Genomic DNA, 13,304 nt, shown 5'->3' on the forward strand with positions numbered 1-13,304 from the left:
CAACCAAAGGAATCCCTGCCACGACTGCACGAGCCATGACACGGGGTATTACTTGGCACTGACTTTCGGCACGCTGTTGAGTTCTCAAGGAGCGGACGCGCAGCAACTCGCCCTTCCGGGCTTCGTCCCTGGCTGGATGTTCAACTCTACGCCGGTTTCCAGACACCCGCTACAGGGGCTCCGGTCCGGCGGCCCTTCCGGGCCGCGCGGCGCAAAGAGAAAGTTACACGGCCCCCCACGGCCGGTCAAACCCACCCCCCGTGACGCGCGCCACCCCGGCGGGACCGCTGGACGAGGCCCACGACGGGGCCCCGTCAGAGCCCCCGAGGTAGGGGACGCGGGGTCCTCCGTCAGAGCCCGAGGAAGCTCTCGATCCCGACGGTGAGGCCCGGCCGGCGGCCGATCTCGCGCACCGCCAGCAGCACGCCGGGCATGAACGACGCCCGGTCGAAGGAGTCGTGGCGGAGGGTCAGGGTCTCCCCCGCGGCACCGAGCAGCACCTCCTGGTGCGCGACCAGCCCGCTCAGGCGGACCGCGTGCACGGGCACGCCCTCGACGTCGGCGCCCCGCGCCCCGGGCAGGCTGTCGGCGGTGGCGTCCGGCGAGGGGGGCAGCCCCGCCGCCCGCCGGGCCGCGGCCACCAGCCGCGCCGTCCGCACCGCCGTTCCCGAGGGTGCGTCCACCTTGTTCGGGTGGTGCAGCTCGACGACCTCCACGGACGGGAAGAACCGCGCCGCCTCCTGGGCGAACCGCATCAGCAGGATGGCGCCGATCCCGAAGTTCGGGGCGATGACCACCCCGACGTCCGGCTTGGCTTCCAGCCACTCCGCGATGGTGGCGAGCTTGACGTCGTCGAACCCGGTCGTCCCGACGACGCAGTGGATGTTGTTGTCGATGCAGAACCGGATGTTGTCCATGACGACGTCGGGCCGGGTGAAGTCCACGACCACCTGGGCGCCGGCGTCGGCGACGTTGAACAGCCAGTCCCCGTCGTCCACCATCGCGACCAGCTCGAGGTCGTCGGCGTCGTTCACCGCCTTGACCACCTCGGTGCCCATCCGGCCCCGGGCGCCGAGCACCCCCACCGGGATGAGGGCGGCGTCGCGGTCGGCGGTGGGCTGCTGGTCGGTCGCGCTGGAGGTCACGCGGTCAGATTTCCCGGCCCGGGCCCCGGGCGCAAGACAGCCTCCCGATCAGCGGGACCGGCGGGTCCCCCACCCCCACGCCAGGAGGCCGAGCGCGATCCCGAGCGTGTCGGCCGCCCAGTCCGCCAGGGACATGGACCTGGCCAGGGGGGTCACCCCCTGGATCACCTCGCTGAGCGCCGCGTAGGCCGTCAGCCCGAGGCCCAGGGGGACCGCGCGCAGACCGGCCCAGCGGCCGCTCGCGGCGAGCGCGGCGAAGAGCAGCAGGTGCACCACCTTGTCGGTGCCCGGCGGCGCCGTGGGGACCCCGGACGCCGGCGCGAAGAGCACGACCAGCGACAGCAGGGCGACCGCCGCGAAGGCGACGCGGGCCGGCCTCCCGCCGACGGCAGCCACCAGGGCCTCAGAGCCGGTCGAGGTCGGACTCGCGGTAGGGGCCGACGACGGCCAGGCAGGTGTCCTGCCCGAACAGCTCCGCCGCCACCGACCGCACCTGCGCCTCGTCGACCGCCTCGATCCGGCCGAGCACGTCACGGACCGGCACGTACTCGCCGTAGGACAGCTCGCTCTTGCCCAGCCGGCTCATCCGGGAGCCGGTGTCCTCCAGGCCGAGCACCAGCCCACCCTTCAGCTGGCCGCGCGCCCGGGCGACCTCCTCGGACGTCAGGCCGTCGACGGCGACCCGCCCGAGCTCCTCGCGGATCAGCCGGAGCACCTCCGGCACCCGCTTCTTCGCGCAGCCCGCGTAGACGGAGAACGCACCCGCGCCGGCATAGTGCGACAGGGCCGAGCCGACGCTGTAGACCAGCCCGCGCTTCTCGCGGATCTCCTGGAACAGCCGCGAGCTCATCCCGCCGCCCACGGCGGCGTCCAGTACCGCGGCCGCGTAGCGGCGCTCGTCCTGCCGGCCCATCGCCGGGCTGCCGATCAGCAGGTGGGTCTGCTCGGTGCGCCGCGAGATCAGCCCGGCGGGCCGCGACGGGCGCACGAGGTCGACGTCACCCGTGCGCAGCGGCGCCGGGCCCCCGCTCCCGTCCGGCCGGCTCCCGAACGCGGCGGTCACCAGGTCGAGCACCTGCTGGTGGTCGACGCGGCCGGCCGCCGTCACGACGATCGAGGGCGCCGTGTAACGCGAGCGGTACCAGCCGTCGACGTCGTCCCGCGTCAGCGCCTCGATCGACTCGACGGTCCCCAGGACCGAGCGGCCCAGCGAGGTGTCGCCGAACAGCGTCTCGGCGAACAGGTCGTGCACGGCGTCCGAGGGCTCGTCGTCGCGCATGGCGATCTCCTCGAGCACCACCGTGCGCTCGGACTCCAGATCCGCCGGGGTGTTCGTCGCCTCGGTGACCAGGTCGGCCAGCAGCGTGACTGCCAGCGGGAGGTCGGTGGCGAGCACGTTCGCGTAGTAGCAGGTGTGCTCCTTCGCGGTGAATGCGTTCATCTCGCCGCCGACGGCGTCCATGGCCGTCGCGATCTCGAGCGCGGTCCGCGAGGACGTCCCCTTGAACAGCAGGTGCTCGAGGAAGTGCGAGGCCCCGGCGACGGCGGGGCTCTCGTCGCGCGAACCGACGCCCACCCAGATGCCGAGCGTCGCCGACAGCACGCCGGGCATCGTCTCGGTGAGCACCCGCAGCCCACCGGGCAGCTCGGTGCGTTCCACCCGGCCGCCGACCTCGTCGAGGTCGAGCAGCGCGGTCTCCCCCACGGGAACCGGGGCGGGCGCATGCGCACCCGCCCCGGCCCGGATCAGCTCACTCGTGATCAGTCACCCGCAGGAGCGGCCTCGGCCGGAGCCTCGGCGGGGGCGTCGGCACCCTCGGCGGCGACCGGCGCGAGGCTGATCTTGCCGCGGGCGTCGATGTCGGTGATCTCCACCTGCATCTTGTCGCCGACGTTGGCCACGTCCTCGACCTTGCCGATGCGCTTGCCGCCACCGAGCTTGCTGATGTGCACCAGCCCGTCCTTGCCCGGGAGCAGGGAGACGAAGGCACCGAACGGCGTGGTCTTGACGACCGTGCCGAGGAAGCGCTCGCCGACCTTCGGCATCTGCGGGTTGGCGATGGCGTTGATCCGGTCCACCGCGGCCTGGGCCGAGGGGCCGTCGGAGGCGCCGACGTAGATCGTGCCGTCGTCCTCGATGGTGATGTCCGCGCCGGTCTCGTCCTGGATCGCGTTGATCATCTGGCCCTTGGGGCCGATGACCGCGCCGATCTTGTCGACCGGGATGCGCACCGTGGTCACCCGCGGGGCGTAGGGGCTCATCTCGTCGGGGCCGTCGATGGCCTCGCCCATGACGTCGAGGATGTGCAGCCGGGCCGCGCGGGCCTGGGTCAGCGCACCGGCGAGGACGTCGGAGGGGATGCCGTCGAGCTTCGTGTCCAGCTGCAGGGCCGTGACGAAGTCCTTGGTGCCGGCGACCTTGAAGTCCATGTCACCGAACGCATCCTCGGCGCCGAGGATGTCGGTCAGCGCGACGTACTCGGTCTTGCCGTCGACCTCGTCGGAGACCAGGCCCATGGCGATGCCGGCGACCGGCGCCTTCAGCGGCACACCGGCGTTGAGCAGGGCCAGCGTGGAGGCGCAGACCGAGCCCATCGAGGTGGAGCCGTTGGAGCCCAGCGCCTCCGACACCTGCCGGATCGCGTAGGGGAACTCCTCGCGGTCGGGCAGCACCGGCAGCAGCGCCCGCTCGGCGAGCGCGCCGTGGCCGATCTCGCGACGCTTGGGCGAGCCCACGCGGCCGGTCTCGCCGGTGGAGTACGGCGGGAAGTTGTAGTTGTGCATGTAGCGCTTGCGCGTCTCGGGCGAGAGCGTGTCGAGCTGCTGCTCCATGCGGAGCATGTTCAGCGTCGTGACACCCAGGATCTGGGTCTCGCCGCGCTCGAACAGCGCCGAGCCGTGCACCCGCGGGATCACCTCGACCTCGGCCGACAGCGGCCGGATGTCGGTGAGCCCACGGCCGTCGATGCGGACCTTGTCCCGGAGGATGCGCTGCCGGACGACCTTCTTGGTCAGCGCCCGGAAGGCACCGGAGATCTCCTTCTCCCGGCCCTCGAACTGGCCGGCCAGCGCGGCCTTGACCTCGTCCTTGAGGGCGTCGGTGGCGTCCTCGCGCTCGGCCTTGCCGGCGATCTGCTGCGCCTGGGCGAGCTTGTCGCCGACCTGCGCCTCGACGGCGGCGTAGACGTCGTCCTGGTAGTCCAGGAAGCGGGGGAAGTCGGCGACCGGCTTGGCGGCCTTCTCCGCGACGGCGGCCTGCGCCTCGCACAGCGCCTTGATGAACGGCTTGGCGGCCTCGAGGCCCTGGGCCACGATCTCCTCGGTCGGGGCGGGGGCACCGCCGGCGACCAGGGAGATCGTCTTCTCGGTGGCCTCGGCCTCCACCATCATGATCGCGACGTCGCCGTCGGGCAGGACGCGACCGGCCACGACCATGTCGAAGACGGCGTCCTCGAGCTCGGCGTGCGTCGGGAAGCCGACCCACTGCCCGTTGATCAGCGCGACCCGGGTGCCGCCGACGGGGCCGGAGAACGGCAGGCCCGACAGCTGGGTGGACGCCGAGGCGCCGTTGATCGCGAGCACGTCGTAGAGGTGCGTCGGGTCCAGCGACATGACCGTGATGACGACCTGGACCTCGTTGCGCAGGCCCTTGGCGAAGGTCGGGCGCAGCGGGCGGTCGATCAGGCGGCAGGTGAGGATCGCGTCCTCGGACGGGCGGCCCTCGCGGCGGAAGAACGAGCCGGGGATGCGCCCGGCGGCGTACATCCGCTCCTCGACGTCGACCGTCAGCGGGAAGAAGTCGAACTGCTCCTTGGGCTGGCGGCCGGCCGTGGTGGCCGACAGCAGCATGGTGTCGCCCATGGTGACGACGACGGAGCCGGCGGCCTGGCGGGCGAGCCGGCCGGTCTCGAAGGTGATGGAACGGCTGCCGAACGCGCCGTTGTCGATGACGGCGGTGGCCGTGGTGACCCCGTCCTCGGGGTCGAACTCGGCAGCGATGCTGCCCTGAGTGGTGGGTGCGGACATGTGTCCTTCTCTCGTCTCGTCGCTCCGGCCTCGTACCGGTTCGCGACTCCTCTTACGGCGGGCGTCCGCCGTCTGCGCCCGGGGCGACCGGTGCTCGATCGAAGCCCTCGGGTGGTGCGGTTCCCCTCGCGGGGACCGGCCACTCCTCCCGGGGGCCACTACCGAGGACCGGCCCTTCACGGGCGGCCGACGGGTGTCCCGCCTGGCCCGTGCGGCGGGTGCCGCACGAGAGAGGGGACCGTCCCGGTTACCCGGAGCGGTCCCCTCGACGTGCTATCGGCGCAGGCCGAGCCGCTCGATCAACGAGCGGTACCGGTTGATGTCGGTCTTCGCCAGGTAGTTCAGCAGCCGCCGGCGGCGGCCGACCAGCAGGAGCAGGCCCCGCCGGCTGTGGTGGTCGTGCTTGTGCATCTTGAGGTGTTCGGTCAGGTCGCTGATCCGCCGGGTCAGCATCGCGACCTGCACCTCGGGCGAACCGGTGTCCTTCTCGACCGTGGCGTAGTCGGTCATGATCTGCTGCTTCGTCGCGCTGTCCAGCGCCATGGTTCGCCTCCTGGGCGGGTCACGTGTGGCCCTCGGTCTGACTCACGAGGGCAGGTCTCACACAGCCGGGATGTCCCAGCAAGGGACCAGGCTACCAGCGGCGTGATCGAGGTTGTCCCGAGTGGGGGCCGGAGGCCTCCGCGCAGGGACGACGCAACGGCTCCGCCGAGCAGGGGAACGGCACCTGGCCGCGGTGTCGCCGGAGGACGACAGGGTCATCGCGCTGTCGTCCGGAGGACGACGACGTCACAGGCGCAGGACCTGACGGGTGTCGGCGACGTCCTTGGCCATCGCGGCGAGCAAGCCATGCACGTCGTCGAAGGCGGCCATGGGACGGAGCCGGTGGGCGAACTCCACGCCGACGTGCTCGCCGTACAGGTCGCCGTCGAAGTCCAGGACGAACGCCTCGACCGTGCGCCGGCTGCCCTGGAAGGTCGGGTTGGTGCCCACCGAGATCGCGGCAGGCAACCGCTCCTGACTCGCTCCGCTGCGCGGGTCGCGGGTGACCAGGTGCCCGGCGTAGACGCCGTCGGCGGGGATCGCGGTGTACTGCGGGCTCTCCACGTTCGCCGTCGGGTAGCCCAGGTCCCGGCCCCGGCGGTCGCCGCGGACGACGACGCCGTCGACCCGGTGCAGGCGGCCCAGCGCGCGGGCCGCCGACACCATGTCGCCGGCGGCCACGCAGGCCCGCACGTAGGTGGAGGAGATCGTCACCTCGCCGTCGTCCGAGGAGTCCTGCGCCAGGGCGACGCCCTCGACCGCGAAGCCGAACCGGCGGCCCTCCTCGGCGAGGGTGCCGACGTTCCCCGACGCCTTGTGCCCGTAGGTGAAGTTCTCCCCCACGACGACCTGCGCGGCGTGCAGCCGCTCGACGAGCACGCTGTGCGTGAAGGTCTCCCGCGTCAGCCGGCTGAACTCCGGGGTGAACGGCAGCACGCACATCGCGTCGACGCCCAGCCCCGCGACCAGCTCGGCCTTGCGGTCCAGCGAGGTCAGGATCGCCGGGTGCGAGCCGGGCCGGACGACCTCTGCCGGGTGCGGGTCGAAGGTGAGCAGCAGGCACGGCCGCCGCATGGCGCGGGCGCGGGCGACCGCGGCACCGATCAGGGTCTGGTGCCCGCGGTGCACCCCGTCGTACATGCCGACGGTGACGACCGTGCGGCCCAGATCACCCGGGGTGGACTCCAGCCCCCGCCAGCGCAGCACGCGACCGGTTCCGGTCAGGAGACCCGGTGCAGCCAGCCGTGGGTGTCGGCCACCCGCCCGTGCTGGATGTCCAGGAGCGTCTCCCGCAGCCGCATGGTGAGCGCGCCGGGCCCGCCGCCGCCCACGGTGAAGTCGCCGGTCCGCGCCTTGATCTCGCCGACCGGGGTGATGACCGCCGCCGTGCCGCAGGCGAAGGTCTCGGTGATCGAGCCGTCGAGCGCGCCGCTGCGCCACTCCTCCAGGCTCACCTTGCGCTCGGTCACCCGGTGCCCGAGCTCGCGGGCGACGGTGATCAACGAGTCGCGGGTGATGCCGGGCAGCAGCGTGCCGGAGAGCTCCGGGGTGACCAGCTCGGCGTCCTCCCCCGAGCCCTGCACGAAGAAGAGGTTCATGCCGCCGAGCTCCTCGATGTAGCGCCGCTCGACGGCGTCGAGGTAGACGACCTGGTCGCAGCCGAGCTCGCTGGCCTGCTGCTGCGGCCGCAGGCTCGCGGCGTAGTTGCCGGCGCACTTGACGTCGCCGGTGCCCCCGGGGGCGGCGCGGACGTAGTCCTCGGAGACGAAGACCGACACGGGGTGGACGCCCCGCGGGAAGTAGGGCCCGGCCGGGCTGGCGATGACGAGGAACAGGTACTCGTGCGCCGGCCGGACGCCGAGGAAGGACTCGGTGGCCAGCTGGTAGGGGCGCAGGTAGAGGGTCTGGTCGGGCAGGGTGGGCACCCAGTCGCGGTCGGCGTCGACGAGCGCGTCGACCGCGGCGAGGAACGCCTCCTCGGGCACCGGCGGCATGGCCAGGCGGTCGGCGCTGCGGACGAACCGCGCGGCGTTGGCCTCCGGCCGGAACGTGGCGACGCTGCCGTCGGGCTGGGCGTAGGCCTTGAGCCCCTCGAAGATCGACTGGGCGTAGTGCAGGGCGGCGGTGCCGGGGTCCATCGACAGCGGGCCGTACTGCGTCAGCCGCGCGTCGTACCAGCCCTGGCCCTCGCGGTAGCGGGCCACGAACATGTGGTCGGTGAAGTGCCGGCCGAACCCGGGGTCGGCCAGCACCGCCGCGCGCTCGGGCACGGACCGGCGCTGGACGTCCTCCACGACCACCGGCACGTTCTCGAGGAACATCCGCGAGGAGGTACGGCTGTCGGCGAGCGTGTCGGTCATGGCTCCCACCTGGGCGTGCGCGTTCCGGCGGATCCGGCGGTCGCCGGACCCGCGGCACCACCCTAGCCAGCCTGCCGCGGTCCGCGCGCCGACAGGGAACCGCGGGGCGGTTCCGGGCGGCGGCCACGGGGCCGACCGCTCAGCGCCTGGACGCCCCTCGGCACGGAGATGTCGCCCGGCCGACGCCGTCCTCCGCTAGGTTCCGGCGGATGTCCGACGTGGTGGCGGCAGAGGACTCCTCCGGAGCCGTGCGCGCGGTCGGCTTCGGCGCCGCCGTGCACGTGGCCCGGTTCGCGCTCATCCTGGCGACGCTGGAGCTCGCGCCGCTGGTCGGCGTCTCGGGCTGGTACCTGGGGCTGGCCGCGAACGCCGTCTGCACCGTGTTCGCCCTGGTGCTGGTCACCCGGATGCGGCTGTGGCACTCCACCGGGCTCCTGCGCCTGCTGCCCTCCCGGCTGGCGCTGATCGCCCTGGTGCCGCTCGCCGCGCAGGCCGCGCTGTGGGCCCTCCCCGGCGGGGTCGTCCCCCGGTCACCCGGCCTGGCGCTGTGGCTGCTGACGCTGCTGCTGGTGGGGGTGAACGAGGAGCTGATCAGCCGGGGCGTGGTGCTCTCCCGTCTCCGTTGCGACCTGCGGCCACGGCCCGCCGTCGTCGTCACCGCCGTCCTCTTCGGGCTGCAGCACTTCTCGCTCCTGGCCACCGGCGACCGCGCGCTCGGGGACGTCGCCCTCACCGTGCTGATGACGGGGGTCTACGGCTTCGCCCTGGCCGCCTTCCAGCTCCGGTTCGCCTGGCTGTGGCCGCTGGTGCTCGTGCACGCCGCGGGCAACCTCACCTCGGTGCTCGGGGAGGAGGCCCCGGACGGCTGGTACGTGGCCGCGCACGTCGGCTTGCTGGCCTACGGCCTCGTCCTCCTGCGCGGCCGGCCGGCCGGCCCGCCCCCGGGCCGGCCGGCGACCGCACCGGCCTCGGTCAGGCCTGCTTCTCCTGGTTGACCCTCGGCCCCGCGTACTCGAGCACCTCGTAGGTCCAGACGTGCGCCGAGTGCGGAGCCGCCGAGGCGAGCGTGTCGCCCCCGCCGTCGTGGGCGCGGTCGAAGTCCTGGCTGGACTGCCAGGCCTCGTAGGCCTCGTGGCTGCTCCACCGGGTGTAGACCAGGTACTGGTCGGTGCCCTCCAGGGGCCGGAGGAGCTCGAACCACTCGAATCCCGGCGTGCTCTCCACGGCTCCGGCGCGCCCGCGGAAACGCTCCTCGAAGCGGTCCTGCTTGTCCTTCGGCACGGTGATCGCGTTGATCTTGACGACGCTCATGGCTCTCCCCTTCCCGGCCCGCGCGACGGTCAACCGCCGGTGCGGCACGCTGGACGGGTGACCTCCGACCGCACCGTCGACCTCGGGTTCGCCCGCCTGGACGCCGACCGCGCCGTCCGCACCGGCACCCCGGAGGTGGTCTTCGCGGCCGGCAAGACCCCGGCCGAGACGGTGGCCTGCCTCGCCGGGCTGCTCGCCGCCGGCGTCCGGCCCGCCTGGGCGACCCGGGTCGACGACACCACGGCCGCGGCGATCCGGGAGCGCTGGCCGGAGGCGGTGGTCGGCGGGCAGGCGCGGTGCGCGGTCGTGGGGCCGCTGCCCGACCCGGTGGGCGAGGTGCTCGTGCTCACCGCCGGGACGTCGGACGGCCCGGTGGCCGCCGAGGTGGTGGCCACCCTCGCCGCCTGCGGCGTCGGTGCCCGGCGGGTGGACGACGTGGGCGTCGCCGGCATCCACCGGGTGCTCGCCGTCGTCCCCGACCTCGCCGCCGCCGACGCCGTGGTGGTGGTCGCCGGGATGGACGGCGCGCTGCCCAGCGTGGTGGCGGGGCTGACCGACCGGCTGGTGGTCGCGGTGCCGACGTCGGTCGGCTACGGCGCCGCGTTCGAGGGGCTGGCCGCGCTGCTGACCATGCTCACCGCCTGCGCACCCGGCGTCCTCGTGGTGAACATCGACAACGGCTTCGGCGCAGGGGTCGCGGCGGCCCGGATCGTCCGCTCCTCCTCCGGCGGGCCGCCGGCTCAGCGGTAGCGGACGGGGTCGGGCAGGAGCTCGTTCATCGACCCGGACCGGAAGCCGCGGGGGTCCAGCTCGACGGCCGTGAAGCCACCGACGGCGCCGAGCAGCCCGGGGCGGGCGGCCACCGCCGCCACCAGCGCCGGATCGACCTCCACCCGGGCGACGTCCTCCCCCATGTCCCGCACCCGCAGGTCGCGCACCGGCAGGCCGGCGTCGGACAGCGCGGTGCGGAGGGCCGCCTCCGCGCGCTCCACCCGGCCGAGCGCCGCGGCGGACACCGGGACGCCGTAGGCGATCCGGCTGGCCAGGCAGGCGGCGGCCGGCTTGTCGGCGAGGGGCAGCTCCCAGCGGCGGGCCGCGGCCCGGACGTCGTCCTTGGTCAGGCCGGCGCGCGCCAGCGGCGCCCAGGCCCCGCGCTCGGCGGCGGCGCGGATGCCGGGCCGGAATCCGGCGCGCAGGTCGTCGGCGTTGGTGCCCGTGACGACGTCGGCGATGCCGAGGGACGCGGCCAGCGGCGTCAGCACCTCGACCAGCTCGGTCTTGCAGAAGGCGCACCGGTTCCCGGCGTTGGCCCGGTAGCCGGCCCGGGACAGCTCGTCGGTGCGCGGGTGCTCGTGCCGCACTCCGAGGGAGGCGGCGAACCGGGCGGCGCCGGCCAGCTCGGCGACCGGGAGGCTGGGCGAGACGGCGGTGGCCGCCACCACGGCGTCCGGCCCCAGCGCGCGGACGGCGGCGGCGAGCAGCAGGCCGCTGTCCACGCCCCCGGAGAAGGCCACGAGCACCCCCGGCAGCCCGGACAGCTCGGCGTCCAGCGCCGCCAGGCGCGCATCGAGGCTCATCCCCTCGAAGGCTGCCACCAGCTCAGCCCGGCGGGAAGCCCACCGCGACGCGGGTGGCCCGGCCGGCGTCCTCGATCAGCGCCACGAGCCGGCCGTCGGGGTCCACGGCGGCGTGCGTCCCGGCCGCGCCGGTCGCGGGGATGCGCTGGCCGTAGCCGAGCGCCCGCGCCTCCTCCGCCGTCAGCGACCGCTCGGGGAAGAGCAGCCGGGCGGCATCGGTCAGGGGCAGGAAGCCCGGTCCGCCACCGGCGACCAGCGCGGCGGCCGACTCCTCGACCGTGCCGGCCTCGGCCACGGTGAAGGAGCCCGAGGTGGTCCGCCGCAGCGCGGTGAGGTGGCCGCCCACGCCGAGCGCGGCGCCGGCGTCCCGCGCGATGGCGCGGATGTAGGTGCCGGCGGTGCACTCGACGGTCACGTCGACGTCGACCAGGTCGGGGCTCGGCCGGTCGATGCGGCGCACCTCGAGCCGGTGGACGGTGACCGACCGGGCGGCCAGTTCGACGGCCTCGCCGGCGCGCACCCGGTCGTAGGAGCGGCGGCCGTCGACCTTCACCGCGCTGACCGCCGAGGGCACCTGCTGGAGCGGGCCGGTCTGGGCGGCGAACGCCGCCCGGACCGCGGCGTCGTCCAGGCCCGCCGTGGAGGTGGTGGTCACGACGTCGCCCTCGCGGTCGTCGGTGACGGTCGCCTGGCCGAGCCGGACGGTCGCCTCGTAGGTCTTGCCGGAGCCGCCGACGTAGCCCAGCAGCCGCGTCGCCGCGCCCACCCCGAGGATGAGCAGGCCGGTGGCCATCGGGTCGAGGGTGCCGGCGTGGCCGACCTTGCGCACCGACAGCGCCCGCCGGGCGCGGGCCACGACGTCGTGGGAGGTCATGCCGCCGGGCTTGTCGACCAGCATCAGGCCGGGCGGGACATCGGCGTCGGGGCGGCGTGGGCTCACCTGCTCACCGTCTCAGGCGCGCCCAGCCACCGGTCACCCGCCACCCTGGCGAGCACGGCGACCAGCCGGAGGGCGATGAACAGCGTCAGCCCGGTCCAGACGCCGGCCAGCCCGAGGTCGAGCGGGCCGGCGAGCAGGGACAGCGGGAGGAAGCCGACCAGCGCGGCGGCGATGGTGACGGTCCGCAGGTAGCCGACGTCCCCCGCCCCCATCAGCACGCCGTCCAGCGCGAAGACCACCCCGGCCAGCGGCTGGAAGCCGGCGAGGAACCACCAGACGACGGCGGCCTGGGCGAGCACCGCGGGGTCGTCGGTGAACAGCGGCGGCACCACGTCGCGCAGCGCCAGCAGCAGGGCCGCCACGAGGCAGCCGGTGCCCAGCCCCCAGGCCGTGACCCGGCGGGCGGTCGCACGGGCGTCGCCGGGGCGGCCGCCGCCGAGCGCTTGCCCGACGAGGGTCTGGGCGGCGATGGCGTAGGCGTCGAGCACCAGCGCCAGGAAGAAGAACAGCTGCAGGGCGATCTGGTGGGCGCCCAGCGCGGCGGTCCCCGCGCGCGCGGCCACACCGGCGGCGACCAGGAACGACAGCTGCAGGACCGCCGCGCGGAGCAGCAGGTCCCGCCCGATGACCAGCTGGTGCACCAGTGCGCCGGGGCGCACCCGCCAGGTCGCGCCCTCGCGCCGCAGCGCCTGCACGAAGAGCGCGGCGGTGAGCGCCTGGCCGGTGACGTTGGCGACCGCGGAGCCGACCAGCCCCAGCCCGGCCGGGTGCACCAGGAGGGGGCACAGGACGAGGCTCACCAGACTGCCGGCGAGGACGAACCGCACCGGACGCCGCAGCTCCTGCACGCCGCGCAGCCAGCCGTTGCCGGCCAGCGAGACGAGCAGCAGCGGAGCACCGAGCGCCGCGATCCGCAGCCACTCCTCGCCGGCGTGGGCGACCGGGCCGGCCCCGCCGGCGAGCAGCCGGGTCAGCGGGCCGGCGAGGAGCTGGAAGAGGACGACGACGAGCAGCCCCAGCGCGAGGGCCAGCCAGGTCGCCTGGACGCCCTCCTCGACGGCGCCCGCCCGGTCACCGCCGCCGGCCCGGCGGGCGGCCCGCGCGGTGGTCCCGTAGGCGAGGAAGTTCAGCAGCGCGGCGGCCCAGGCCAGCAGCCCGCCGCCGACGGCGAGCCCGCCGAGCGCCACCGTGCCGAGGTTTCCGATGACCGCGGTGTCGACCAGCAGGTACAGCGGCTCCGCGGCCAGGACCACCAGCGCCGGCAAGGCAAGAGCGAGGACACCGGGCCGCGGAGGGCGGAGCCCTCCCGGCGCGGTGGCCTGGACGGGCTCTCCACCGCCGGGGGACGGCACGTGGTCGCGGTGCTGCCCGGAGGGTGGCGACGTCATGGCCGGAGCCCTCC

13 protein-coding genes are annotated in these 13,304 nt (G+C 74.4%); 2 read left to right on the forward strand and 11 right to left on the reverse strand.

The genetic code is table 11. From position 1 onward, the window contains the following. Window positions 1–350: 350 nt before the first annotated feature. The 7 genes from dapB to BD833_RS20470 form a co-directional block, all read right to left on the reverse strand. The gene (dapB, locus tag BD833_RS20440) at window positions 351–1,145 is read right to left on the reverse strand and encodes a 4-hydroxy-tetrahydrodipicolinate reductase (protein ID WP_166535009.1); all 795 of its coding nucleotides are present in this window, start codon (window positions 1,143–1,145) and stop codon (window positions 351–353) included. Window positions 1,146–1,193: 48 nt separating this feature from the next. Further along, on the reverse strand, window positions 1,194–1,541 hold the full coding sequence (locus tag BD833_RS20445) for a VanZ family protein (RefSeq protein ID WP_166535010.1): 348 nt from the start codon (window positions 1,539–1,541) through the stop codon (window positions 1,194–1,196). A gap of 7 nt (window positions 1,542–1,548) precedes the next feature. After that, on the reverse strand, window positions 1,549–2,850 hold the full coding sequence (locus BD833_RS20450) for a M16 family metallopeptidase (protein WP_243737850.1): 1,302 nt from the start codon (window positions 2,848–2,850) through the stop codon (window positions 1,549–1,551). Window positions 2,851–2,906: 56 nt separating this feature from the next. Next, window positions 2,907–5,171 carry a polyribonucleotide nucleotidyltransferase gene (locus tag BD833_RS20455; protein ID WP_243737851.1) on the reverse strand — a complete coding sequence of 755 codons (2,265 nt, stop codon included), beginning with the start codon at window positions 5,169–5,171 and terminating at the stop codon, window positions 2,907–2,909. A gap of 273 nt (window positions 5,172–5,444) precedes the next feature. Continuing rightward, window positions 5,445–5,714, reverse strand: coding sequence for a 30S ribosomal protein S15 (gene rpsO, locus BD833_RS20460; protein WP_113812701.1), 270 nt, complete (start codon window positions 5,712–5,714; stop codon window positions 5,445–5,447). Between the two features lie 246 nt (window positions 5,715–5,960). Then, window positions 5,961–6,920 carry a bifunctional riboflavin kinase/FAD synthetase gene (locus BD833_RS20465; protein WP_166535011.1) on the reverse strand — a complete coding sequence of 320 codons (960 nt, stop codon included), beginning with the start codon at window positions 6,918–6,920 and terminating at the stop codon, window positions 5,961–5,963. Window positions 6,921–6,934: 14 nt separating this feature from the next. After that, the gene (locus tag BD833_RS20470) at window positions 6,935–8,074 is read right to left on the reverse strand and encodes a branched-chain amino acid aminotransferase (protein ID WP_208092796.1); all 1,140 of its coding nucleotides are present in this window, start codon (window positions 8,072–8,074) and stop codon (window positions 6,935–6,937) included. 209 nt (window positions 8,075–8,283) lie between these two features. On the opposite strand from BD833_RS20470, the gene BD833_RS20475 reads away from it, so the two are divergent. Continuing rightward, window positions 8,284–9,069: a CPBP family intramembrane glutamic endopeptidase gene (locus BD833_RS20475; RefSeq protein WP_166535012.1), complete on the forward strand. Its 786-nt coding sequence runs from the start codon at window positions 8,284–8,286 to the stop codon at window positions 9,067–9,069. On the opposite strand, the gene BD833_RS20480 is transcribed toward BD833_RS20475, so the two are convergent. Next, window positions 9,047–9,385, reverse strand: coding sequence for an antibiotic biosynthesis monooxygenase family protein (locus BD833_RS20480; protein ID WP_166535013.1), 339 nt, complete (start codon window positions 9,383–9,385; stop codon window positions 9,047–9,049). The two genes, BD833_RS20475 and BD833_RS20480, sit on opposite strands and share 23 nt — an antisense overlap. A 57-nt stretch (window positions 9,386–9,442) precedes the next feature. On the opposite strand from BD833_RS20480, the gene larB reads away from it, so the two are divergent. Next, window positions 9,443–10,135, forward strand: a complete 693-nt coding sequence (gene larB / locus BD833_RS20485; RefSeq protein WP_166535014.1) for a nickel pincer cofactor biosynthesis protein LarB — start codon at window positions 9,443–9,445, stop codon at window positions 10,133–10,135. Here the strand turns inward: larB and larE are convergent. The 3 genes from larE to BD833_RS20500 are packed head-to-tail and all read right to left on the reverse strand — an operon-like array spanning window position 10,126 to window position 13,167. Then, the gene (gene larE / locus BD833_RS20490; protein ID WP_243737852.1) at window positions 10,126–10,980 is read right to left on the reverse strand and encodes an ATP-dependent sacrificial sulfur transferase LarE; all 855 of its coding nucleotides are present in this window, start codon (window positions 10,978–10,980) and stop codon (window positions 10,126–10,128) included. The two genes, larB and larE, sit on opposite strands and share 10 nt — an antisense overlap. Before the next feature lie 4 nt (window positions 10,981–10,984). Further along, window positions 10,985–11,902, reverse strand: coding sequence for a tRNA pseudouridine(55) synthase TruB (gene truB / locus BD833_RS20495; protein ID WP_166535015.1), 918 nt, complete (start codon window positions 11,900–11,902; stop codon window positions 10,985–10,987). Next, window positions 11,899–13,167, reverse strand: coding sequence for an MATE family efflux transporter (locus BD833_RS20500; protein ID WP_243737853.1), 1,269 nt, complete (start codon window positions 13,165–13,167; stop codon window positions 11,899–11,901). Before BD833_RS20500 ends, truB begins: the two co-directional genes overlap by 4 nt. Window positions 13,168–13,304 lie beyond the last annotated feature (137 nt).

The organism is Blastococcus xanthinilyticus (assembly GCF_008124835.1).
Classification (GTDB): Bacteria; Actinomycetota; Actinomycetes; order Mycobacteriales; family Geodermatophilaceae; genus Blastococcus; species Blastococcus xanthinilyticus.